Source organism: Acetobacter oryzoeni, assembly GCF_004014775.2.
GTDB lineage: Bacteria > Pseudomonadota > Alphaproteobacteria > Acetobacterales > Acetobacteraceae > Acetobacter > Acetobacter oryzoeni.
The window spans coordinates 535023-557701 of sequence record NZ_CP042808.1 but is presented as its reverse complement, the minus strand read 5'-3'; the positions used below and the strand labels follow the sequence as shown (position 1 = coordinate 557701).

The window sequence follows — 22679 nt, the reverse complement described above, 5'->3', positions numbered from 1 at the left end:
AATTGACAGTCAGGAAAAATCCATGTCCGGCACGTTGCTGAGTCCGGCTGCCGCACCACGCCCAAACATGAAGGGAGGCACCAACCAGGCCTTCCGCATGTTCTTTATGGGTGTGGTGACGGCAGCCCTTGTTTTTGTAGGGTATAGTGTTCTGGCAGACCTGCGGTCTGCTGGTGAAAACGGCATGGCCATTGGGGCCTTTGCACTGCTGGCTCTGGCGCTTTTGATTGCGCTGGGCTTTGAATTTGTAAACGGCTTTCATGATACGGCAAACGCCGTGGCCACCGTTATTTACACCAACAGCCTGCCCCCGCTGGTGGCGGTTGTATGGTCTGGCATGTGGAACCTTGCTGGCGTTCTGGTTTCATCCGGGGCGGTGGCTTATAGTGTTGTCACGCTTCTGCCGGTAGAGCTTATCCTGCAGGTTGGCAGCGGTGCCGGCCATGCCATGATTTTTGCCCTGCTGCTTTCCGCCATTATCTGGAACCTGGCCACTTGGGCCTTTGGTATTCCCAACAGCTCCTCCCACGCTCTGGTGGGTTCCATTCTGGGTGTTGGGTTTGCCAACCAGCTGATGTCTCCTGCCGGTAGCGCCCTGTATGGGGTGGACTGGTCTCAGGTGCGCAAGGTGTTTTCCGCTCTGCTGTTCTCCCCCGTTTGCGGCTTTGTGCTGGCAGCGGGCATGTTGATCCTGATGCGTCTGGTTATCCGCAACGCGGCCCTGTATCGCGCGCCAGAGGGTGATGCCCCGCCGCCGCTGTGGATCCGTGGTTTGCTGGTGGGCACCTGCACGGGTGTTTCCTTCTTCCACGGCAGTAACGATGGGCAGAAGGGCATGGGCCTTATCATGCTTATCCTTATTGGTGCGGCCCCCACGGCGTATGCGCTTAACCGCGCCATGCCAGATGACATGATGCCCGCCTTTGTGCAGACCGCACAGCAGGCCGCCCATGTGTTTGAAGTGCACGGCTCTGCCGCGCCAAGCCTGCCAAGTGCAGAAGAAGCCCGCGCACAGGTAACCGATGCGCTGCGCACCAAAACAGTGGCCCGCCCGGAAATCTATTCCGCCCTTGGCGTGCTGTCTGATGATATTGCACAGTCTGTTGGCAGCTATCATTCCCTGCAGGCCATTCCGGCTGCTGCTGTGCCAAACGTGCGCACAGACATGTATCTGGTGGCAGAAGCCGTGCGCAACATGGGCAAGGTTTCCGGCTTTACGGGTGATGAAAGTGCCGAGCTAAGCAAGTTTATGGGCCAGCTTAACGCAGGCACACGCTTTATTCCCACATGGGTTAAAATTGCCGTGGCGCTGGCTCTGGGCCTTGGCACCATGGTGGGCTGGAAGCGCATTGTGGTCACCGTTGGTGAAAAAATTGGCAAAACCCATCTGACCTACGCACAGGGTGCTGCGGCAGAACTGGTGGCCATGGGCACCATTGGCCTGGCAGAACGCTATGGCCTGCCGGTTTCCACCACGCACATTCTTTCCAGCGGTGTGGCTGGCACCATGGTTGCCGGTGGCGGTGGCCTACAATGGGCTACCCTGCGCGCCATGGCCATGGCGTGGGTAACAACCCTGCCCGCCGCCATGCTGATCAGCGGCGTGCTCTACTTTATCTTCCGCCACATCTTCTAATAAATCAGAGCGGGGCACCCCAAAGTGCCCCGCTCTTTGCTTGAGGGCCTTGGATATGACAGATCAGGCAACAGATACTCTTCGCGCTGCAGAACATGAACGTGAGCGGATGCGCCAGGAAATTATTGATGACCTGGACGAAGAAATAGAACTGGAATTGCAGGAAGACGGGCTGGACGGCAGCATTTCTGAATCTGAAAATGCCTTCCGCCGTGAGTATTTTCGGGAACTGGTGCGCCTGCAAACCGAACTGGTGAAGTTGCAGGATTGGGTGCAGGCCACCGGCCAGCGCATTGTGGTGCTGTTTGAAGGGCGAGATGCCGCAGGCAAGGGCGGCGTGATCAAACGCATTACCCAGCGGCTGAACCCCCGCATCTGCCGCGTGGCCGCCCTGCCCGCCCCAACAGACCGTGAAAAAACGCAGTGGTATTTCCAGCGCTATGTGGCGCATCTACCTGCTGCGGGTGAGATCGTGCTGTTTGACCGCAGCTGGTATAACCGCGCCGGCGTGGAACACGTGATGGGCTTTTGCACGGATGAAGAATACGAAGAATTCTTCCGCTCTGTGCCGGAGTTTGAGCGCATGCTGGTGCGCAGCGGCATCAAGCTGGTGAAATACTGGTTCTCCATCACCGATGATGAGCAGGAAGCCCGCTTCCGCGCCCGTATGGAAGACCGGCTGAAGCAGTGGAAGCTCAGCCCCATGGACCTTGAAAGCCGCCGCCGGTGGGAAGCCTATACAAAGGCCAAGGAAACCATGCTGGAAAAATCCAGCATTGAGGAAGCCCCATGGTGGGTTGTGCAGGCCGTGGACAAAAAGCGCGCGCGCCTGAACTGCATTAACCACCTGCTCTCTCTGGTGCCGTATAAACCTGTGCCCCGCCCAGAAGTGGTGCTGCCCCCGCGCGTGTATCACTCTGATTACGAACGCCAGCCCACACCAGACGCCATGATTGTGCCCGAAATCTACTAATCTGCGCGGGTAGGAACGTGTTGTGAGTTCACGGTTTTATGCAATCGTGAACTCACATGTTCCGAGAGTTTTTCTTGTTTTTACAAAAGAAAAACTCGTTTTTTCGTGAAAAAATATGGATTTTCTTTGATGTTACAACAAAGACAAACCGACATTTGAAAATAAATAAAAACAACAACAAATAAAAATATATTCGTTTTTAATAAATACTTGTAAAATATAATTTAATTTCATTTATTAATGAAATATTCCCGTATTAACAAAAATATTTAAACCTAAAAAATATTAGTATAAACAATAGATAATTTTATATTAATCTTACTTAAAAGAAAACAATTACATAAAGCCTGTTTTACAGAAATACTCCTTATTGTTTATTTTAAAATAACTTAAAATGCTTGCAGAATCCTGCCGTAAGTCTGTATGTTGTCAATTGTTTAACTTTTCGGGGTATTTTATGGCAACCGATACATGGACTGGCGCTGCCGGTGACAATAACTGGAATACCGCAAGCAACTGGTCCGGCGGTGTTCCGACATCAGATTCTGACGTGGTGATTAATACAAACACCACCCAGAATCAGACAATCAACATTCCATCTGCCATTGAAATCTCAAGCCTCACCATTACAGGTGACACAAACGTTGCGCTGAACAATTACACCGGTGATTCTTCACAACGTGTTGGCTTTACTGTTGATAACGATATCAGCATGGATAATTACAGCGGAACACTTCAGGTAAATTCGCTCTATCTGATGGCCTATGGCAATATGACCGGCGGCACCGTTGCCATTGATAACTCCACCGTTCAGCCATCTGGCACCTTTACGTCTGTTGCGTCTTTCTGGCCAACCGCAAACAGTGATAACCCAAATTACCTTAATCTGACGGGATCACAGAAATCTGTTCCTTCCGTCATCAATTTTTCCAGCTATGACGCAATCACTTTCAACACCCGCCAATCCGATGATGGCAGCACTGCCATCAAGATCAAATGGGTTTCCTTGGGGGGTAACACCTACAAAGTTGTAAATGCGGCAAACCCGGATGATGTTCTGGTGGAGTCCCTCACCTTTGTGCAGAATGAATCCCCAGATAAAATTGGCTATGATGGTGATACCGCAACCATCAACTGCTTCCTTGCTGGCTCCCTGATTGAAACGCCAGAAGGCCTGCGCAAGATTGAAGATATGCAGGTTGGTGATGCCGTTTGCATTTATGCAGATGGTAAAAAGAAAGTCAGCCACGTAACATGGGCAGGCCATGCCCCTGTGCAGGTCAATACCGCCTTAAAGCAGGATGAAGCCGGTTACCCCATCCGCATTCTGGCCAATGCTCTAACAGACAACGTGCCCAGCACAGACCTGCTGATTACGCCCGAACACTGCCTGTTCTTTGATGGCAAGTTTGTGCCCGCGCGCATGCTGGTAAATGGTGGTTCCATTTTCTATGATACCTCCATTACATCTTACGAATACTATCACATTGAAACCGCGCAGCATTCCATCATCAAGGCAAATGGTGTGCTCACAGAAAGCTATCTGGATACAGGCAACCGTGCTGCCTTCCAGCAGTCTGGCACAGTTGTAACCATTGGCCGCCGCACCCCCGCAAAAAGCTGGGAGCACGATGCCGCAGCCCCTCTGTGCGTAGATCGCGCATTTGTGGAACCCCTTTTCCATGCGCTGAACTATCGCAAAAACAGCATTGCCGGGCGCCACGCTGCCCCCGCAGCCGTTGAAACAACCGCAAACCCGGATCTGCATCTCATTACGCAGTCTGGCGCCATTGTGCACCCCATGCGCCGCACCATGCACCAGTACAGCTTTATGCTGCCGCCCAACACGCAATCTGTGCGCATTGTTTCCCGCGCCAGCCGCCCGGCAGATGTGATTGGCCCGTTTGTGGATGACCGCCGCTACATGGGCGTTGCCATTGCAGACATTCAGCTTCTGTCTGCCGATGACAAGCACACCATCACAGCCCATCTGCAGGCTGAAAAACCCGCTGGTTGGTACGCCACAGAACCCGCAGGCTGCGTATGGACAAATGGTGATGCCGTGCTGCCGCTGGATGGGTATCTCACCCACGGCAACATGGGCATGCTTTCCATGACCGTACAGGCCGGTGGCCCATACATTGTGGAAGACCATAAAGAGGCAGAAACACTGGCACACTCTGCCTGATTTTCTACTGTATTAAGGGGTATGCAGGCCCTTGACGTAAGCTTGAGCCTGCGTGCCCTTAACGGGTACCTTCGGCCATGTGCTAGTTTAACACGTGGCCATTTGCCACTTTGGCTACAAAGTCATTACCAATCTGGGCCACGGCTTTTTCACTGGCCTGCACCATGGCGCGTTTAAGTGCGCCGCAGCTTCCGGCCACCGTGTTGCTGCCCTGCCCGGCAATGGGCACCACCTGCACGGGCTGGCCCTGTGCGTTCAACACCTGCACGGTGCCTTTAAGTGTGGTGTCCACCGTGTATTTGTTATCCCACATGCCGCCCTTAACGCTCACCTGCTCATCCGCCGTTTGCAGGGAAAGGGCCAGCGTATAACCGTGAGAAAGCGGGGTTTCCTGCTGCGCATGGGCAAAGCTGGAATGAATGGCCTGCTGCAACCGCTCCTCGGCAGAAGCGCCAAGGTCTGTGGTATAATTTACGCCAAGGCTGCACGCTATTTGCGCGTTCTGCTTGGCAAAACCCGGAGCAAAACTATAGGCCACCGGCGTTTGCACCAAATGCTGCACCGGCAGATCCTGAATGGGAAAGGAGGCCTCGTTAAGCGCAATGCGAGAACTGCACGCCCCCAAAAGCAACGCCAAAGCCATCAGGCACGCACCGTTTTTACCGGCCATAACCAGACCTCCGTTTGAAGAAAACAAGAACGGAGGCAATACAAGCAGCGTTACCAGTAAATAAGAAATAGTTTTTTAGTGACCAGTTCTGTCCTATTTCTCTCCAAAACGTGAATCACGCGCTTGTTATACTTGTATTCACCCTTAAAACCCGCAGGAAACACGGCCCCCAATAAAGCGTGGCTCACCGGGCACATAAAAATACGTGGTGGTGGCCATGCCGCCGCTTTCTGCATAGCGTTTGTCCAGAATATTGCGGGCGTAAAGCGTGGCCTCCCACTTGCCAGAAGGCGGGCGGAACGTCACATGCGCGCCCAGCAAAAAGTACGATGGCAGGCGCTGATACCCCGTGCCACCCACCACAATGGCCTGACTGCCCCGGTATTGCCAATCCGGCCCAAAATCCAGCCGATACCCCTTGCCCAAAGGCTGCCGCCACATGGCCTCACCATTCAGGGTAAGTTTGGGGGAACCATTGTCCACCCCGGCAAAGTTGCGCTCTATCGCGTTCCATGTGCCGTGCTTGGCGTAATAGGCGTTGGTGGCGGTGCGGTCCACGTTGGGGAAGTTCTGAAAATCCCCGCGCTGCCAGCCAATGTTTTGCATAATGTGCAGGCGGCTTATGGGGTTGGCCTCCAGCGTGGCCTCAAAACCCCAGCTTTCAGATTTGGGGGCGTTTGTAATCTCGCTTAACGGGCCGTAATCGGGAATCAGCACCGTGCCCACAACCTGCTGGTTATGGTAATCATTATAAAACGCCGCACCGTTAATGCGCAGGCGGTTGGGTATGGGGTCTGATTTAAAGCCCAGCTCGTATGTCAGCACCGTTTCGGGGTGGAAGGGGTCTAGCTGCGCCTGCACCTGCGTGTTGTTGGCCGTAAAGCCGCCGGGCTTAAAGCCCTTGCTCATTTTATAATACAGCATGGCATTGGGCACGAACTGCCATGAAACACCCACCTGCCCCGCAAACTGGTTGGAGGCCGTGCTTTCTGCGTGGAAGTTGTGCGTGGCCCCGCCAAATATCTGCGATGTCAGGCCCGTAATGCTGCGGTCATCCAGCTCGTGCAAAAGCCCCGCCCAGATGGTGACGTTATGCGGCAGCCGGTAGCTAACATGCCCGAATTCCGAAACGCTTTGCTGGTTCTGCCCGAAGGAGGTGGACATCATGTAGCCGCGCGCGGCGTAATCCGTGTAGTTAAAAAAGAAGCGCTGGTTCATCTGGCTGCGCTGATAATAGCCACCCACAACCCAGTTCAGCCGCCCACCAAGGGCAGAACCGTTTAACCGCGCTTCCTGCGTAAACACGTTGCCATCTATGGTGCGGTAGGTATCGGCCTCCTGCCGTGCTGTGCCGTCCTGATCTGTGTATTCGCCGCGCCGTTCGGTTTCAAACGCGCTAACAGATGTAAACGTTACCGGCCCGAAATCGTGCACAATATGCACATCCGCGCCCCAATACTGGTTGTGCTCACTGGGTTTTAACCCATCACGCCGGCCGATCAGCTTGTCGAATGTGGAATTGGAAGACCACTGCGCATCTGTGCCCATGCCGTAATCGGGCAGCGGGGTGGAACCGATAATACGGTGCACGGCCTGCGGGGTAACAACCTCGCTGTTGTCCTGCACAAAATGGCCGCCAAGCTGGATGGTGGTTTTATCATCCGGCCGCCAGCGCAGCTTGCCGCGCAGGGCCCATAAATCGGCATCGCCTAAATGATCACCATTTTCGGGGTCTCGCTGCCAGCCGCCGCCTTGGCGTGTTTGCCCCGCCAGCCGAAAATCCAGCCCCTTGGCCAATGGGCCAGAAACATAGGCCTCGCTCCGGCTGCGGGCGTAGGAGGCAATATCCTGCGATGCCCCAAAATGCCACGTATCTGTTGGGTCTGCCGTGCGCAAATGCACTTCCCCACCCGTGGTGGACTGGCCGTGCTCCGTGCCCACCGGGCCGGGGGTTACGCTGGCGCTGGCCAGATCAAACATCATGCCGTCTGTCATGGCGGCGTAGGGGTAGGCTACATCGTCCACATAGGTCAGCACGGTGGGCATGTTGTTCTGGGTGAAGTCATTAAACCCGGAACCACGCAGGTAAAAGTTGGTGGAGGCCGTGCCGTTAATGCTCTGCATGGTTAAGTTGGGGGCCACATGCTCCAGCCCGCGCAGGGTGGTAATATCACGGTTGCGCAGCAGCTCCGCCGTAAGATGCGTGGTGGCATCTGGCTCGTGCTGGGCGGGTTGAAACATGTAATCATACCGGTGGGCGTTCACCTGCACGGATGTGCTGCTGCGGGCTTCCACCGCTGCGGGTGGGCCTGCATGGTGGGCGGTATGCGCACCTGCATTATGCCGCCCATGGGCATGGGGGTGCGGGTGCTGGTGCTCTGCCACATCGGGTTGGGCGGCCTGCGCCATAATGGGCCACAGGCCCAGCGCCATAAGCCCGGCACAGCGCAAAACGCGGCGCGCCCGCTGCGCCGCAACACGCCTGCACTGGTGTGGCCCCTGCCCCATGGCAACACGCTGCCTGTTTCTTGATCGGCCAGAAATAACGCCATACCCCTTGCTTTTGTGCACCTGCGGGCCGCCGCATAACGTGCAACGCATAACATATATGTGTGTTTCAGCCCCCTAATGCGGGGGATGCCTGCAAGATGCAAGCACACATACAGGGCTGGCAGAAAAATTCATTCCCTTACGGTCAGCCCATACTTGCCTGCACCGCACGGGGTAGGCAGCCCTCCGCGGCGGAGGTAAGGTGGGGTGAAATATTCTTTTGTTTCCGAACACTCAGGTGGGTGGGCCTGCCCCGCACATCTGCCCCAAAAGAAAGAAAGCGGAGACTTCATTTGTCCAAACTCCTCTCCCGTTCCTCCCTGCGTGGCGCATTGTTGCTTTCTGTTGCCCTTGTTGGCGCCACCACCGGCGCTTCTGCCCCGGCACATGCCGCACCATCCGCCCCCACAGCGCAGCCAGCCCCTGCCAGCTTTGGCCCGTGGGGTGTGGACCTGGAAGGACGGGACCTGAGCGTAAAACCGGGGAACGACTTTTTCCGCTACGCCAACGGCACCTATCTGGACCACCTGCAAATTCCCGCAGACATGACAAGCTATGGCCCCTTCAACGCGCTGGCCGAGCTTTCCCGCACACGGGTGCAGAGTATTTTGAATGATCTTTCCGCCCATCCGGTGGAAAACCCGCGCAGCATTGAAGAAAAGCTGGGCACGTTTTACGCCTCCTATATGGATGAGGCCGCAGTAGAAAGCCTTGGCACCCGCCCGCTCAAGGAAGATCTGGACGCCATTCGCGCCATCAAAACGCCGTCTGATCTGGCAGCCCTTACGGGCTCCTGCCCCGGTAACTTCCAGTTCTCGCCGTTCTCTCTGGGTATCAACCCGGATGCCAAGGACCCCACACGCTATGCGCTTAATCTGGATCAGGCCGGGCTGGGCCTGCCAGACCGCGATTATTACCTGAAGCCGGAATTTGCCAGCAAGAAAAAGGCCTATCAGGCTTATGTGGAAAAGGCGCTCACACTGGCAGACTGGCCAGAACCCGCAAAGGCCGCCACAGCTATTGTAACGTTTGAAACACGCCTAGCCAAAGCCCACTGGGCGCGTGAAACCCTGCGAGACCCGCAAAAAACCTATAACCCGATGACAGTGGCTGATCTGGCCAAAAACGCGCCGGGGTTTGAATGGTCCATCTGGCTTTCCGCCGCCGGCCTGCCCGAACAGGGGCTGGACAAGCGCGTACTGGTTGTGGGCGAACCCTCCGCCATTACGGAAGAAGCCCGCGTGGTGGCCGATACGGATATGGATACGCTGCGCGCATGGTTGGCTGCGCATCTGGTAGAAAACGCCACATCCTACCTGCCAGACCGGTTTGAGCAGGCGCGCTTTGCGCTTACCAAATCCCTTACCGGCCAGCCTTCCCTGCCCGCACGGTGGAAGCGCGGCGTGCAGGCCACCAGCTCCGCCATGGGCATGGCGCTGGGCAAGGTGTATGTGCAGCGTTACTTCCCGCCAGAAAACCGCACCACCATGCAAAAGCTGACCACGGACTTAAAAGATGCCTTCCGTGTGCGCCTGCGCAACAATACGTGGATGAGCCCCGCCACCAAGCAGGCCGCACTGCGCAAGCTTGAAAACTTTGAAATTCAGGTAGGCTACCCCAACAAATGGCGCGATTACGCCAGCCTTGAAGTGCACAAGGGCGATGTGTACGGCAATGCCCGCAACGGCGTGGCGTATGAATGGCGCTACTGGCTGACACGGCTGGACCAACCCGTGGACCGTGATGAATGGGACATGACACCCCAGACCGTGAACGCCTATAACAACCCGCTGTTTGATCAGGTTGTGTTCCCGGCCGCCATTCTGCAACCGCCGTTCTTTAACCCCAAGGCGGATATGGCCGTAAACTACGGGGCCATTGGCGGCGTGATCGGCCATGAAATGACCCACTCTTTTGATGATGAAGGCCGCCAGTTTGATGAACACGGCCGCCTGCATGACTGGTGGACAAAGGAAGATGCCGCCCGGTTCCAGAAACTGGCAGACCGGCTTGGCGCGCAGTTTGATGCGTTTGAGGTGCTGCCCGGCGTGCACGTAAACGGCAAGCTGACAATGGGTGAAAACATTGCAGATCTGGGTGGGCTCACGCTGGCGCTGGATGCGTATCATGCCTCGCTCAAAGGCAAGCCCGCGCCAGAACTGGATGGCCTGACGGGAGACCAGCGCGTGTTTCTTGGCTGGGCACAGGTGTGGCGTGAAAAACTGCGCGAAGAAACCATCCGCCGTCTGGTGGTGACAGACCCGCACTCCCCACCGCAGGCACGTGTAAACATGCCCATGCACAACATTGATGCGTGGTACGAGGCATGGAAGGTGCAGCCCACAGATAAGCTCTACCTTGCGCCAGATCAGCGCGTAAAAATCTGGTAACGTCTCATACCTCCCCCACACCGTATGGCCCCTGCCCCGGCATGGGCCTGCGGTGTGGCAAACTTCATGCAAACTTCCTCTGGCACCACAGCAGCAGCCATGACACAATACGCACCACACTGGCATGGGGCCGGTATGCGTAAACCCTGCGGAACAGGTGGAGAATAACGGGCGGGTCATGATCGACAGGTTCAGTTCTTCCCGCCATCCTGCCAGACAGGAACCCCGGCTGCTGCCCGATAACGGCACCAGTGCTGCGGAAAACACCGCCAGCCCCCGCACATCCCAACCCGATACGGAAGATGTGCGCGCACGCCTTTTTCCCGCTGCACCTGTGCCGCGCACGCGGGGGGTGAATGTTCGGGGCACCTCCACCCCGCTTATCCGCAAGGAAATATACGCAGACCCCACATTGGGGCCCGTGCTTACGGCCTCTTTTCTAGCGCATGTGCTGTTGCTGGCCGCCCTGCTGTATCAGGCCACGCACCATAAGCCCCAAGGCTCCCCCGATGCTGCGCAGCAGGCCGCCGGGGTGGAAATGGTGTTCTCTCAACCGCAGGCCTCCAGCGGCATGGTGGGCGCGCAATCCCCCGATGCAGGGGGCGGGAACGAGGCCAAGCACGCCGCCCAAACCAGTAACGAACCCCCAACCCCGGCAGATGCCGAGCCCACGCCCACACCCCCGGCAGAGGAGGCACCCTCCGCCCCCATTCTGCCGCCATCTGATGATGGGCTGCCCAAGCCGGTGGAAAACAAGACAGAAACCAAGCCATCGCACCCGGTTACGGGCCACAAGCCCAAGGCGCCGCAGCCTGCGCGGCCCACACCGCACGCCAAACCCACGCCCCGGCCCAGCCACCACAAGCCATCTCCGCTGGACCACCCCATGGATATGTCCTTTAACGAGGCCCCGGCCCCGCGCCGCAAGCAGCGTGGCCGCCCCGGTGGCTCCAGCGCCCCGATTGACCTTTCCATTGGCCCGATGGTGGAAAATGGTGAGCTGAACGCCCACTACGCATCACGCACCACAGTGCATGGTGTGAGCAGTGATTACGCGGCGGAAATTGATGAATGGATCCAGCGCCACCTGTACTATCCGCCAGATGCGGCAGAACGGGGGGATGAAGGCCCATCATCCGTGCATGTTATTCTGGACCGCACGGGGCATGTGTTCAAAGTGTTCCTTACCAGCGGGTCTGGATCTTCCGATCTGGATTCCGCAACAATAGGTATGTTCCACGGGGCGCAACTGCCGCCCGTGCCGCCGGATATGAAAGACAAGTTCATCAACTTTGATGTAACGGTCAACTACATGCTTATCCGCAACTAACGCGGCCTACAAAAAACGGGGCACCGGCATGCACTCTGGCAGCCGATACCCCGTTTTTTTATGTGCAAGGCAGGGTTTTTTCAAACCACCCTGCTTTTACACCTTGGCTTCAGGCACTTTTGGCAAGCTGTTCTTCTGGCTCATCAGATACCAGATAAGGGCCTGCCGCCAGCACCTGCATGCTTAGCATCCGTATGCCAGATGCTGGGCGCGCGTTCAGATCCAGCGTGGCGTTGCCGTTTGTCCAGCGGGCTGTGCCGTTCTGTTCCAGCGCGTACCAGCCGGGCAGTTCCTTATTTTGCAAATGTTCTGAAAGATCAACAACATTTCGGGCATCACGCAGGGTTATATGCCCCACGGCCACACCCAGTTGGCGGCGGTCATCTACAAACGGGCCTTCTACATCACACGGGCGGCTGGTGCGGGAGACAATCTGCACGCTTTGCACATTGGCAGGCAGCATAAAGGTGTAATACCCATCCTGCATTTTTATGGCCCGGATACGCTTGCCCGTGTTGGTATGCAGGCAGATATCGGGGTTTGTCAGCAACTCACGCAGGGCCGCCTGAGCAGATGCACGCCCTGCTGCCGTGTGCCTGTTTGCAATTTTTTCAAACAGAGGCTGCACAAACTCTTTTTGCGTGCACAAAGGGGCTGCGGCATCTACAGACCAATTGCGCGCTTTGCCGCCAATGCTGGCTATTACCACGCCAGTGCTGCGGAAGCTGGCACGGTTGCCTGTATCCAGATAGCTTTCGCTCAGCATACCATCAGCCATGATAACGGCATGTTCGGGCGTTTCTACATGGTAATAAGTGTAGGATGTAAATGTGCGATCATAAAAAATGCTGCTGCCGTTTACCAACATACGCACCGGCACAAAGCGGCCATCAAAATACAGGCAGTGTTCGGGCGTTACCAGCATATCCTTGTAGGGCACGCCCTCTGCAATGGCATCCTTTACAATGCGCACGGGGTATCCGGCCTCATCATCCGGCAGGCTGGGGTTTACTTTTGCCTGTGCGTGGCCAGCCCATACAATTTCTGTGGGTTCTGCCGCACCGTTTTTATACGCCAGCACGGTATCACCCACGCGCAGGTCTTCCACCGCTACATCCCCTTTGGGGGTGCGGATCATGCTGCCAGCCAGATAGCAGATAAGAATGCCGCCTGTGCCATCCGGGTTGGAAGAGTTTGTCCATTCCTTGGGAATATACCATGTCAGCCCGAACGGGTTGCCAGAGACCTTGATGCTTGGGCCAAGCGATACGTCAATAACGTTAGCAACATTCAGATCCAACCCCACCGTGGTGGTATTGGTTATTGGATCATAATAGCCCCACACGTTTTGAGAATCGGGAAAATCCACCGTAAAGTTTTTGGGGATGGTGCTAGTTGAGTTGCCGTTTGAATCCACAAACGTTACCACATTGGAAAGCACACCAACGCCCACGCCAGCGCTATCTACTTTAATGTTGCCGCCATCTGGCCCAACGTTGATGGAGCTGAGCACGTTGGCGGAAATAATGTTCCCCCCCAATTCCAGCGTGCCACCATCTACCGTAATGTTTTTAATGGCCCCAACAGAGGCCAAGCCACCCCCAGCTATAACCGTGGCATCATTTTCCACCACAATGCGGCTAAGCGCCTGCACATCGGCCAGGTTGCTCAGGTTCACCACCACGGGGTCTCCCGCCGGGGTCTTGGCATCCCGCGTAACCAGAATGTTGCCGGTTACGTTCAGGTTAATCAGATCCTCAACCGAGTAATCTATTACCCTATCAAACAGTAGATTGATGGCCATGGCGCGTGAAACCCTTATTGGATGAATACAACCGCTGTTAACCATTTATTAAGTATTAACGGGCGGTGAGGTCATTTTTATTTTTATTTTATTTATAAATAGTAAACGTTTTGAAAAAACTTACGCCAATGTTATGGAAATGCCACACACACGCAGGCATACCGCCACCCGCGCTACGCTCAAGGCAGGTTTGATCACGAAAAACTGAAGCTGCATCCCGCCATGTTTACGGGCTATCCTACGGGCAATGCTTTCGTGCAGGGCGGCTTCTTCCCTGCAAGTCAGACCATAAGGCTCCTGCCAGAAGGAACAGTACTGCATGCCCCGTTCAGAGAATTCGCAAATCCCCACAGATATCCCCACCATCCGCGTGGTGGCCATGCCCACAGACACCAACCCGGCGGGAGACGTGTTTGGCGGGTGGATTGTTTCTCAGATGGATCTTGCAGCCGGCACCACTGCGGCTTTTCGGGCTAATGGGCGGTGCGCCACCATTGCCATTAACAGCCTTGTTTTTATGGAACCCGTGGTGGTGGGGGATGAGGTTAGCATTTACACCCGCATTATCCGCTCGGGCCGCACATCACTTACCATTCATGTTGAAACATGGCGCCGCGCCCGCCACACGCATCTGACATCCAAGGTGACGGAAGGCGAATTTATTTTTGTGGCGCTGGATGAAAACCGCCGCCCCCGCCAGTTGCCGCCCCCGCAGCCGGGTGATGAACTGCCAGAAATTGTGCCCCCCACAGCAGGCTAAACACCACGCGGCACCTTTATAAGCCCCTGCCGCGTTATGCCCCGGCAGCCAGAGCACACCTTGGGTGTTATCTGGCTTGTTTGGGTTTTTTCAGCTTTTCACGCCAAGGCCGGATGGTTTAGAAATCCGGCCATCAGGTTTTTTCATGCCTTGGCTCTGGCGCAAACCGGGCCTGCACGGCATATAAACCACGCATACGCGCAAAAAAGGCAGGAAAGGGAGGCCCGGGCTTATGAAACACTGGCAGATCGACCAACTGCCTTGGGATCAGTTTGATCCCTCTAAAGTAGATCCGCAACTGGTGCCTGCCATCAAGGCGGCCTCGGTAGTGGAACGCAACAGCGTGGATTACGCGCTGTATCTGAACAACGTGTTCCGTGATGACCCGGACTTTAGAGAAGCCGCAGACCACTGGGCCATAGAAGAAGTACAGCACGGTGATGCCCTGGGCCGCTGGGCCATGCTGGCAGACCCCACGTGGGATTACCACGCCGCCTTCCAGCGTTACCGCGATTTTTACCAGATTCCGCTGGAAGTGGAACAATCTGTCCGCGGTTCCCGCACGGGGGAGCTGATTGCCCGATGTATGGTGGAAACAGGCACCTCCTCCTTTTATTCCGCGCTGGCCGATGCCACGGAAGAGCCAGTGCTGAAGGCCCTGTGCAAGCAGATTGCGGCGGATGAGTTCCGCCACTTCAAACTGTTTTATGACCACATGAACCGCTACCTGAAGCGCGAAAACATTGGCACGCTGCAACGCGCACGCATTGCCCTTGGCCGCGTAACGGAAAGCGAGGATGATGAGCTGGCATCCGCCTACTACACCACGAACGACCCCGCAAACATACCGTATGACCACACGCGCTGCATTGCGGCGTATATGTCCCGCGCCATGAAGAACTATCAGCCCCAGCACCTGCGGCGCGTCACCAACATGGTGTTCAAGACCATTGGCGTGAACCCGCACGGCAAATGGCAGAGCGCTGTGTTCTGGATTGCGGAAAAACTGTTTTTTAGCCGCCAGCGCAAGTTTGCGCGCATTGCGGGCATAAGCTAGCGGCCCTTCTCCTTCACATTATGGCGGCGTAAGCTCTCCTCCGTCAAAACAGACGGAGATTTACATCTGATGTTTACGCATATTGTCGTGGGCAGTAACGATATTGCCCGCTCCAAAAAATTCTACGATGCCATTTTTGAAGCCATGGATATTCCCCCTTCAGAAATTCACCCCAATGGCCGTCTGGTTTATGCCAAGCAGGGCCAGCGTTTTGTGGTCACCAAGCCGCTGGATGGCAAACCCGCCACCCCGGCCAACGGTGGCACCATCGGGCTGGAAGCTGCCTCCCCCGCCATGGCCGATGCATGGCACAAGGCAGGTGTTGCCAATGGCGGACAGGCCATTGAAAACCCACCCGGCGTGCGCCAGACCGGCGTAGGCCCGCTGTATCTGGCCTATCTGCGGGACCCGGACGGCAACAAGCTGTGCATTGGCTGCAAGGTTCCGGCCTAAGCCCTAACAGGTTGCGTTTAACCTTGGCGGAACTCTCTTTTTCCGCCGGGGCTTAAATAAAAAAGCTGCGTTCCCTTTTGCGGGCCGCAGCTTTTTTTGTGCCTGATTCTGCTTGCGGCAAACAGCGCTACACTTCTTCTTCCGTGTTGGTCTGCGCCACCAGAATGGCGTGGGAGTTCATGCGCGATGCCAGCATGTGCCCCACAGCCACCGCCCCAACAGAAAGCGTAACAGACAGCACCACATTCACCAGCGCACGGCCCCAGCCCCCAACGCGAATAAGATCCAGCGTTTGCAGGCTGAAGGAGGAAAACGTGGTGTATCCGCCGCATATGCCCAGCATAACAAACAGCCGCGTGGTTTCCGATACCGGATACCGGCCAGATGCCAGCGTAAGCGTGCCAAAAAAGCCGATTACAAAGGAGCCCACCATGTTCACACCAATAATGGTGCCCCACGGAATATACCGGCTGATAGGCGCTGTAAGAACAGAAACAAAATAGCGCGCCAACGTGCCCAACGCGCCCCCGAGCATAACGATCAGGCAGGAATAGAAAGACATAAAGGAAACCTTACTCCGTCATTGTGCGATCCACCGCCAAACCGGCAGAGGCCTGGCAGGTGGGCATCATTTCCACGTGGTTGATGTTCACATGTGCAGGCAGGCTTAAAACCCATGCCACCGTCTGGGCAATATCTTCGGGCAAAAGCGGGTGCGTGCCTTTGTAAACATCCTCGGCCTTGGTAGCGTCTCCCAACCGCACCTGGCTGAACTCACTGCCGCCACACAGGCCGGGGGCAATGGTGGTGGCGCGCACCTGCTTGCCCAGCAGATCGCTGCGCAAATTGCGCATGAACTGATCAACAAACGCCTTGGAAGCCCCATACACGTTGGAACCGGGGTACGGATACGTGCCCGCCGTGCTGCCAAGGGCCACAACATGCCCCCAGTTACGCGCCACCATGCCGGGCAGCAGCGCGCGCGTAATTTCCACCATGCCGGTTACGTTGGTGGCTATCATGCGCTGCCAGTCTTGCAGGTTGGTTTCCCACGCTTTTTCCAGCCCCAGCGCCAGCCCGGCGTTGTTTACCAGCACGTCCACTTCCTGCCAGCCTGCGGGCAGGCTTTGCGGCAGGGCGGCAAGAGCGGGGGCGTCTGTCATATCCAGCTTAAACGGCAAAATCTCGCCCTTGGCTTGGGCGGCCAGTTCCTCCAGCCTTTCCTGCCTGCGGCCTGTGGCAATAACGCGGTAGCCCTGCTGGGCCAAAAGCAGCGCAATGGCATGCCCAAATCCGGCGGTGGCACCCGTTACCAAAACTGTTTGTGGTTGCTTGCGTGTCATACCCATAGCCCTTTTTTGTGCATGAAACGGGGCGAGCCCCAAAGCAGGAAAGCCGCAGCAATGGGCGTGCGCCATGCTTCCCGCAGTGTTTGCAACTGTAGGGCAAGGCGGGGCAAGTTTCAAAGCGCCATCCTGCGGGGTGGGTTTTAAGGGGGCGTGGGCGTGCTCAGCCTGGCTTCGGCATCCTGCAAGATCTGGCGTTCCGGAGCGTGCAGCATGTCTGCCAAGGTGCGGCTGTCCAGCACCGCCATAAACGCATCCAGCGCCTCACCCAACGCGCCGCGCAAATGGCACGCGCGGGAGAGCAGACAGTCCGAACTGCCCGGCACACCGGGGGAAGGCGGCATGCAGCTTACCAGCGCCATGTCATCTTCCGTATGGCGCACCACATCGCCAATACGAATATCCTGCGGCGCACGGCCCAGCATCAGCCCACCGCCCCTGCCGCGCAGCGTATCTATAAACCCACCCCGGCCCAGATGATGAATGATCTTGACCAGATGGTTTTCTGAAATGCCATACACCCGCGCAATCTCCTTAATGGAAACGCGGCGGTTGGTGTGCACGGCCAGATAAAGCAACGTGCGCAGGGCATAATCTGTGTGCAGTGTCAGACGCATGGGGCCTTTTACACCATGATGGGCTGGTATGCCCATTCATCTCTTTAAGATGCCTTAAAAACACATCTTAAATCAGACTACAAAACCACAAGCCCCGTGCCGCAACCAGAGGCCCCAATGCCCCATCAGCCCGATATCCGTATCCGCCGTGTGTATGAAGCCGCCCAGCCAGATGATGGCGCCCGCGTGCTGGTGGATAGGCTATGGCCACGCGGCATCAGCAAGGAGCGCGCTGCCCTCACCCTATGGCTGAAGGACATTGCCCCTTCCACCGCCCTGCGCCAGTGGTTTGCGCATGACCCCGCAAAGTGGGAAGGCTTTTGCCAACGCTACACGGCAGAATTAAACGCCAACCCCCAAGCCGTGCACCAACTGGCTGATCTGGCCCGCAAAGGCCGCATCACCCTGCTATTTGGCGCGCGCGATGTGGCACATAACGAGGCCGTGGTGCTGGCCGCCTACATGGCCGCCCATCTGCCCCACCGCACATAAAAAAACCCGCACACCCCCTGCCGGAGAACAAAGCGGGAAACGCGGGAAAACACTATAGGCACGCTGCCTTCCACAAAACTATCCACAGGCTTTTCCCACATTCTCTCCCCGTTTTCTGTGGATAAGATTTGTTACAGAGCAGGAGAACAAACGTTCAGAATCGGCTGTTTTCTGGGATTTTTAGAGATTCGTTTTATGACAAGAGCAGAATCAGCTTGACCTGAAAAAAACATGACGAGTCGGGCTTGCCACGATTCATCCACAGGCCATCCACACAATTTGCCCAACGCCCCACCGGTTATAAACAGGTGGCAACACAAGCTATTGCGCAGCCCCCTGTGCACTGGCACAAGATGAGGCCCATTGCGCCCCCGCGCCCTTTATACAGGCCCAGTAGAAGAACAAAGGAGCATACGCCAGCGCATGCAGTTTATTCTTACTTTTTCCTGCCCGGACCAGCCCGGCATTGTTGCGGCTGTTACATCCGTTCTGGCAGAGCGAGGTGCGGACATAACCGAAACCCACCAGTTCAGCAACCGGGAATCTGGCACTTTGTTCATGCGGCTGGCCTTTAATGCGCCCGCGCCGGGTGGTTTGGCAGAAATAAATGATGTTCTGGCCCCCGTGGCCAAACACTTTGGTATGAACATGCGCCTGCATGATGCCGCCGTGCTGCCGCGCATTATCATTATGGTGTCGCGCTTTGATCATGCGCTGCTTAACCTGCTGTATCAGGTGCGTGTGGGCTGGCTTAAGGCGGATATTGTGGCCATTGTTTCTAACCACACAGATAGTGCCGCCACGGCAGAACAGGCGGGCATTCCCTATTACTGCTGGCCCGTAAACAAGCAGAACAAGGCCGAGCAGGAAGACAAGCTGCGCGCCCTTATAAAAGAAACAAAAGCCGATTTAGTGGTGCTGGCCCGCTACATGCAGGTGCTTTCGGATTCGCTGAGTGCAGAACTAAGTGGCCGGGTGATTAACATCCACCATTCCTTCCTGCCCTCCTTCAAAGGGGCCAAGCCGTACCATCAGGCCTATGCGCGTGGGGTAAAGCTGATTGGCGCCACCGCCCATTACGTAACGGCGGACTTGGATGAAGGCCCGATTATCGAGCAGGAAACCGCGCGGGTTACGCACAACCTCTCGGTGGAAGATTACATTGCCACGGGCCGGGGTGTGGAATCGCAAGTGCTGGCGCGGGCCGTGAAGATGCACGTTGAACATCGGGTTATGATCAACGGCCATCGCACTGTGGTGTTTGCCTAAAACACCAAAGGCGACTACCCCATAAAAAAAGGCGCCCCGGATGGAGCGCCTTTTCTTGTATGCAGCCCATAAGGGCCACATGCAGCAGAATTAGTTGCTGCTGTTGTTGTCGCCACCGTTCGGGCCACCGTGTTCACCACCCGGGCCGCCATGTTCGCCACCGGGGCCACCGTGTTCGCCACCAAAGTTGCCCTGCTGGCCACGGTCACCACGTTCGCCGCGTTCACCACCCTGCTGGCCACGGTCACCGCGGTCACCACGATCGCCACGGTTTTCATCACCACGGCCGTTCTGGTTGTCACCATTTTCGTTGTGCTTGTGTTCGTGCTTGTGGTGGTGGCTGCTTTCTGCGTGAGAAGCAACCGGCATAGCAACACCCAGAGCAGCAAGCAGGAAAAGAGCTTTTTTCATCGTTAACAATACTTTCGTTCAATATGTTTGGCACCGCACTTGGCAGTGCGTGTCAGAAATGAAGCTAGGAAAGAATTGAGACAAAATAAAGGCTGACAGACATACGTTATGTTAATTTGATTTATGCTCTGCATTGCACCGCACTCATGCCGCCTGCCCTTGCCCCTTATATATGTGTTTGAAAGCAGGAACGTAATTCTGCCACAAGCGTATGGGAAAAACAGACGTATTGAAGCATAGAGGTTTGACATGAAATTCCGTTATCTTGCAGCCGCTGCCATGATGGGCGTGATGTGTGCATCCGCCCCCCTTCATGCCGAACCACAGTTTAACGGCCCCGGCGGCCGTGGTGGCCCACAGGGCGGCCCAAACGGTGGCCCCGGTGGTGGCGCCATGCACGGTGGCCAGCGTGGCGGCCCCGGCCCGGCCATGCACAACAACCGCCCCGGCCGTGGTGGCCCCGCACGCGGTGGTGACAACTTTGACATGAACCGCACCTGGCGGAAGGGAGACCGCTATGATGGCCCCCGTAATGACCGCTGGATTGTGCGCAACTGGCAGGGCCAGCGCGGCCTGTATGCCCCGCCATCTGGCTATTACTGGATGCGCTATGGCAACCAGTTTCTGCTAACATCCCTTACCACGGGCATTATTGCCGGTGTTGTAAGTGCCACCATTGGGGCCGTTGCCACCCCCGCAACACCCACCTATGCCGCCCCAACCTACACAGCACCGGGCTACGCCGCCCCCGGTTATGCAGCACCCGGATACGCGGCACCGGGCGGTTACTGAAAATAGGCTTATATAACGCAGGATATTTCCAAAACGCATTCTACAATCCGGCAATATCCTGCACATGTAAAAAGCCGCTGCCCTGTTTACCGGGGCGCGGCTTTTTTCTGTTTTAGCGTGGTTTTTTATGGGGAATGTGCCGCCACACCGCGCCACTGCCGCCAGCCCTGCACGGCAAGGCCTATAAAGGCCGCGTACAGCACGGCGGTTACAAACAGCCTGCGTTGCACAAACAGCAGCGCATACAAAACATCCACCACAATCCATAACACCCAGCAGGCACGGTAGCGCTTGGCTGTCCATATCTGGCCCAGCACGCTGTATGCACTCAGCCCGGCATCAGAAAGGGGCATGGGGTCATCCGTTATGGCTCGCAGGGTCAGCCCCAATGCCAAACCGGCCACGGCTGTTATGCCGGTATCTCGCCACAGGGTTTGAGATGTTGGGGTGGCAATACGCACCTGCCCGCTTTCCTGCACACCGCGCAGCCAGCACCACAATCCGTACAGCGCCAAAGCTGCAAACACGCCCTGCAAAGCGGCATCTGCATATAAATGGTCCTGCGCAAACACCACGCCATACAGTACGGATGCCAAAAGCATAACCGGCCAGCACCACACCGTTCTGCGCCCCGTAAGCCACACGCCCAAAGCGCTGGCAATGGCCGCCAGCCATTCCAACCCGGACACTACGCCTGCCCCGCCAGCAAGGCTGGCAAACGGGCCAGCAGTTCCCGCCCCTCCTGCGCCTGTGCAAACCACCGGGCATGGCCGAGCAGATACTCGGTATACGCCACCTCGGCCGAGGCTTCATCTTGCAGCAGTGTTCCAAAATATGCTGTTTCAGACAGCGCAAATTCCACATGCACCAATGGCAGAAACGCCACCACCTGCTCACGCTCTGCCGCACTTAAAGGCCGAATGTGCTGATACCCCGCCACAAACGCGGCAAGCTGGTCCCACACCACCAAATGCGTGGCCTGCTGCGCTGTTGCGCCACAGCTTGGCAAGGCCAGCCAATCCACCATGGCGCGCTCTATGGCCACGGCCACATCAAACGCGGCGCAGGTGCGGTCTGCCATGCCAAAATCCAGCACGGTAACAGGCGTGTTTGCATGCCAGAACAGGTTGGAAGGGTGCCAGTCTCCATGCCCCCAAGCAGGTTTTACGCTGGGCAATAACGGGCGCAGATGCTCATGAAGCGGCAAAACATCCCGCGCCACATCCTGCTGCCACGGGCGGTTGGCCAATGCCGCCACCAACCCCGGCTGCCGCGCCACCCACTGTTGCAGTGCAGTTGTAAAATCTGCTTGCCCCACCACACACATACTGGAAACCAACGGCACCACCGGGGCGATTTTATCTGCTGTATGCGCGCTGCGTTCCGGGGCTGTGTAATCCGCCGCAGCCTTGTGCAGTTGCGCCAGCGCAGCCCCCGCCGCATGGGCCTGCGCAGTGGAAAAATACGGCTTCCAGGACATCACATCCCGGTAGGTGTCTTCCCCCTTGGCGGGGAGGAAAACCTCGTACGTCCAGTTGCCAAGTTCCAGCGCGGTGTGCCCGTTATGCAGGGCCAATGCGGGGCATACGGGCAGCCCCTTGCTGGCCAGATGGCGGATAAAGGCGTGTTCCTGCTCCAGCATGGTGGCACTGCGTAGCGCACGCGCATGGCGTTTAAGCACACAGCTTGTCACCCACGCACCCTGCCCGCCTGCGTTGGCACCTCCGGCGCTGGCAGAAACCTCCCCCGCAAGCTGCACCACACAGGCGGCAGAAAACGGGCGCATGCTGTGCCATACAACATCCCGCGCAGGCGGCATGTTGGCAAAATGTGCGAGCACATCAGAAACTTCATCAAGCGTCAGGCATGGCCAGTCCCGCTTTTCCTGCACACCGTGTACACCAAACTGCGCCGTATTCTGGAGGGAAGGATCTGCCACGC

General features: G+C 56.7%; 21 protein-coding genes. 11 read left to right on the top strand and 10 right to left on the bottom strand.

Annotated elements, in window-relative coordinates; all coding sequences use genetic code 11:
* The first annotated feature begins 22 nt into the window (after nucleotides 1-22).
* The 3 genes from EOV40_RS02730 (at nucleotide 23) to EOV40_RS02720 (ending at nucleotide 4797) form a co-directional block, all read left to right on the top strand.
* Nucleotides 23-1636, top strand: coding sequence for an inorganic phosphate transporter (locus EOV40_RS02730; protein WP_003622408.1), 1614 nt, complete (start codon nucleotides 23-25; stop codon nucleotides 1634-1636).
* Nucleotides 1637-1691: 55 nt separating this feature from the next.
* Nucleotides 1692-2609 (top strand): polyphosphate kinase 2, encoded by a 918-nt coding sequence (gene ppk2 / locus EOV40_RS02725; protein ID WP_128104975.1) that lies wholly within the window; start codon nucleotides 1692-1694, stop codon nucleotides 2607-2609.
* A 457-nt stretch (nucleotides 2610-3066) separates the two neighbouring features.
* The gene (locus EOV40_RS02720) at nucleotides 3067-4797 is read left to right on the top strand and encodes a Hint domain-containing protein (protein ID WP_128104974.1); all 1731 of its coding nucleotides are present in this window, start codon (nucleotides 3067-3069) and stop codon (nucleotides 4795-4797) included.
* 82 nt (nucleotides 4798-4879) lie between these two features.
* On the opposite strand, the gene EOV40_RS02715 is transcribed toward EOV40_RS02720, so the two are convergent.
* Together EOV40_RS02715 and EOV40_RS02710 are read right to left on the bottom strand one after the other, a co-directional pair.
* Nucleotides 4880-5467, bottom strand: coding sequence for a hypothetical protein (locus EOV40_RS02715; protein WP_128104973.1), 588 nt, complete (start codon nucleotides 5465-5467; stop codon nucleotides 4880-4882).
* Between the two features lie 144 nt (nucleotides 5468-5611).
* The gene (locus tag EOV40_RS02710) at nucleotides 5612-8068 is read right to left on the bottom strand and encodes a TonB-dependent receptor (RefSeq protein ID WP_128104972.1); all 2457 of its coding nucleotides are present in this window, start codon (nucleotides 8066-8068) and stop codon (nucleotides 5612-5614) included.
* Nucleotides 8069-8259: 191 nt separating this feature from the next.
* Here EOV40_RS02710 and EOV40_RS02705 point away from each other — a divergent pair, with 191 nt between their 5' ends.
* Together EOV40_RS02705 and EOV40_RS02700 are read left to right on the top strand one after the other, a co-directional pair.
* Nucleotides 8260-10407: a M13 family metallopeptidase gene (locus EOV40_RS02705; protein ID WP_208729246.1), complete on the top strand. Its 2148-nt coding sequence runs from the start codon at nucleotides 8260-8262 to the stop codon at nucleotides 10405-10407.
* A gap of 124 nt (nucleotides 10408-10531) precedes the next feature.
* Nucleotides 10532-11737: an energy transducer TonB gene (locus tag EOV40_RS02700; RefSeq protein WP_050819348.1), complete on the top strand. Its 1206-nt coding sequence runs from the start codon at nucleotides 10532-10534 to the stop codon at nucleotides 11735-11737.
* 109 nt (nucleotides 11738-11846) lie between these two features.
* Here EOV40_RS02700 and EOV40_RS02695 read toward each other — a convergent pair whose 3' ends face one another.
* The gene (locus tag EOV40_RS02695; RefSeq protein ID WP_128104971.1) at nucleotides 11847-13541 is read right to left on the bottom strand and encodes a Hint domain-containing protein; all 1695 of its coding nucleotides are present in this window, start codon (nucleotides 13539-13541) and stop codon (nucleotides 11847-11849) included.
* A gap of 120 nt (nucleotides 13542-13661) precedes the next feature.
* Complete coding sequence (locus tag EOV40_RS02690) at nucleotides 13662-13862, bottom strand: hypothetical protein (protein WP_128104970.1); 201 nt, start codon at nucleotides 13860-13862, stop codon at nucleotides 13662-13664.
* On the opposite strand from EOV40_RS02690, the gene EOV40_RS02685 reads away from it, so the two are divergent.
* The 3 genes from EOV40_RS02685 (at nucleotide 13861) to EOV40_RS02670 (ending at nucleotide 15811) form a co-directional block, all read left to right on the top strand.
* A complete protein-coding gene (locus EOV40_RS02685) occupies nucleotides 13861-14301 on the top strand; it encodes an acyl-CoA thioesterase (protein WP_019089870.1) in 441 nt (146 codons plus the stop codon). The genes EOV40_RS02690 and EOV40_RS02685 overlap by 2 nt on opposite strands.
* Nucleotides 14302-14533: 232 nt before the next feature.
* On the top strand, nucleotides 14534-15358 hold the full coding sequence (locus EOV40_RS02675) for a ferritin-like domain-containing protein (RefSeq protein ID WP_050819345.1): 825 nt from the start codon (nucleotides 14534-14536) through the stop codon (nucleotides 15356-15358).
* Between the two features lie 69 nt (nucleotides 15359-15427).
* Complete coding sequence (locus EOV40_RS02670) at nucleotides 15428-15811, top strand: VOC family protein (protein WP_003627013.1); 384 nt, start codon at nucleotides 15428-15430, stop codon at nucleotides 15809-15811.
* Nucleotides 15812-15938: 127 nt separating this feature from the next.
* Here the strand turns inward: EOV40_RS02670 and crcB are convergent, their stop codons facing one another.
* The 3 genes from crcB to EOV40_RS02655 all read right to left on the bottom strand — a co-directional run bounded on the left by crcB (nucleotide 15939) and on the right by EOV40_RS02655 (nucleotide 17810).
* A complete protein-coding gene (crcB, locus tag EOV40_RS02665) occupies nucleotides 15939-16373 on the bottom strand; it encodes a fluoride efflux transporter CrcB (RefSeq protein ID WP_003627014.1) in 435 nt (144 codons plus the stop codon).
* A 10-nt stretch (nucleotides 16374-16383) separates the two neighbouring features.
* On the bottom strand, nucleotides 16384-17160 hold the full coding sequence (locus EOV40_RS02660) for an SDR family NAD(P)-dependent oxidoreductase (RefSeq protein ID WP_128104969.1): 777 nt from the start codon (nucleotides 17158-17160) through the stop codon (nucleotides 16384-16386).
* Nucleotides 17161-17300: 140 nt separating this feature from the next.
* Entirely contained in the window at nucleotides 17301-17810 is a 510-nt protein-coding gene (locus EOV40_RS02655; protein WP_128104968.1) for an RrF2 family transcriptional regulator, read from the bottom strand.
* An 81-nt stretch (nucleotides 17811-17891) separates the two neighbouring features.
* On the opposite strand from EOV40_RS02655, the gene EOV40_RS02650 reads away from it, so the two are divergent.
* Nucleotides 17892-18266, top strand: a complete 375-nt coding sequence (locus EOV40_RS02650; RefSeq protein ID WP_128104967.1) for a DUF488 domain-containing protein — start codon at nucleotides 17892-17894, stop codon at nucleotides 18264-18266.
* 363 nt (nucleotides 18267-18629) lie between these two features.
* Entirely contained in the window at nucleotides 18630-19535 is a 906-nt protein-coding gene (gene purU / locus EOV40_RS02645; RefSeq protein WP_003627019.1) for a formyltetrahydrofolate deformylase, read from the top strand.
* Between the two features lie 90 nt (nucleotides 19536-19625).
* Here purU and EOV40_RS02640 read toward each other — a convergent pair whose 3' ends face one another.
* The gene (locus EOV40_RS02640) at nucleotides 19626-19946 is read right to left on the bottom strand and encodes a hypothetical protein (RefSeq protein WP_050819342.1); all 321 of its coding nucleotides are present in this window, start codon (nucleotides 19944-19946) and stop codon (nucleotides 19626-19628) included.
* Nucleotides 19947-20195: 249 nt separating this feature from the next.
* Here EOV40_RS02640 and EOV40_RS02635 point away from each other — a divergent pair, with 249 nt between their 5' ends.
* Complete coding sequence (locus tag EOV40_RS02635; RefSeq protein ID WP_128104966.1) at nucleotides 20196-20738, top strand: RcnB family protein; 543 nt, start codon at nucleotides 20196-20198, stop codon at nucleotides 20736-20738.
* A 125-nt stretch (nucleotides 20739-20863) separates the two neighbouring features.
* On the opposite strand, the gene pnuC is transcribed toward EOV40_RS02635, so the two are convergent.
* Complete coding sequence (pnuC, locus tag EOV40_RS02630) at nucleotides 20864-21427, bottom strand: nicotinamide riboside transporter PnuC (RefSeq protein ID WP_128104965.1); 564 nt, start codon at nucleotides 21425-21427, stop codon at nucleotides 20864-20866.
* Nucleotides 21427-22677: a phosphotransferase enzyme family protein gene (locus EOV40_RS02625; RefSeq protein WP_128104964.1), complete on the bottom strand. Its 1251-nt coding sequence runs from the start codon at nucleotides 22675-22677 to the stop codon at nucleotides 21427-21429. The genes pnuC and EOV40_RS02625 overlap by 1 nt, the downstream gene beginning before the upstream one ends.
* Nucleotides 22678-22679: the final 2 nt, after the last annotated feature.

Coding starts and splice junctions, on each gene's coding strand:
- EOV40_RS02690 (WP_128104970.1), bottom strand. CDS start 13,862: ATGCAGTACTGTTCCTTCTGGCAGGAGCCTTATGGTCTGACTTGCAGG.
- EOV40_RS02640 (WP_050819342.1), bottom strand. CDS start 19,946: ATGAAAAAAGCTCTTTTCCTGCTTGCTGCTCTGGGTGTTGCTATGCCG.
- EOV40_RS02635 (WP_128104966.1), top strand. CDS start 20,196: ATGAAATTCCGTTATCTTGCAGCCGCTGCCATGATGGGCGTGATGTGT.
- ppk2 (WP_128104975.1), top strand. CDS start 1,692: ATGACAGATCAGGCAACAGATACTCTTCGCGCTGCAGAACATGAACGT.
- EOV40_RS02715 (WP_128104973.1), bottom strand. CDS start 5,467: ATGGCCGGTAAAAACGGTGCGTGCCTGATGGCTTTGGCGTTGCTTTTG.
- EOV40_RS02650 (WP_128104967.1), top strand. CDS start 17,892: ATGCCCCATCAGCCCGATATCCGTATCCGCCGTGTGTATGAAGCCGCC.
- EOV40_RS02730 (WP_003622408.1), top strand. CDS start 23: ATGTCCGGCACGTTGCTGAGTCCGGCTGCCGCACCACGCCCAAACATG.
- EOV40_RS02655 (WP_128104968.1), bottom strand. CDS start 17,810: ATGGGCATACCAGCCCATCATGGTGTAAAAGGCCCCATGCGTCTGACA.
- EOV40_RS02670 (WP_003627013.1), top strand. CDS start 15,428: ATGTTTACGCATATTGTCGTGGGCAGTAACGATATTGCCCGCTCCAAA.
- EOV40_RS02700 (WP_050819348.1), top strand. CDS start 10,532: ATGGGGCCGGTATGCGTAAACCCTGCGGAACAGGTGGAGAATAACGGG.
- crcB (WP_003627014.1), bottom strand. CDS start 16,373: ATGTCTTTCTATTCCTGCCTGATCGTTATGCTCGGGGGCGCGTTGGGC.
- EOV40_RS02675 (WP_050819345.1), top strand. CDS start 14,534: ATGAAACACTGGCAGATCGACCAACTGCCTTGGGATCAGTTTGATCCC.
- EOV40_RS02660 (WP_128104969.1), bottom strand. CDS start 17,160: ATGGGTATGACACGCAAGCAACCACAAACAGTTTTGGTAACGGGTGCC.
- EOV40_RS02695 (WP_128104971.1), bottom strand. CDS start 13,541: ATGGCCATCAATCTACTGTTTGATAGGGTAATAGATTACTCGGTTGAG.
- EOV40_RS02710 (WP_128104972.1), bottom strand. CDS start 8,068: ATGCGTTGCACGTTATGCGGCGGCCCGCAGGTGCACAAAAGCAAGGGG.
- EOV40_RS02685 (WP_019089870.1), top strand. CDS start 13,861: ATGCCCCGTTCAGAGAATTCGCAAATCCCCACAGATATCCCCACCATC.
- EOV40_RS02720 (WP_128104974.1), top strand. CDS start 3,067: ATGGCAACCGATACATGGACTGGCGCTGCCGGTGACAATAACTGGAAT.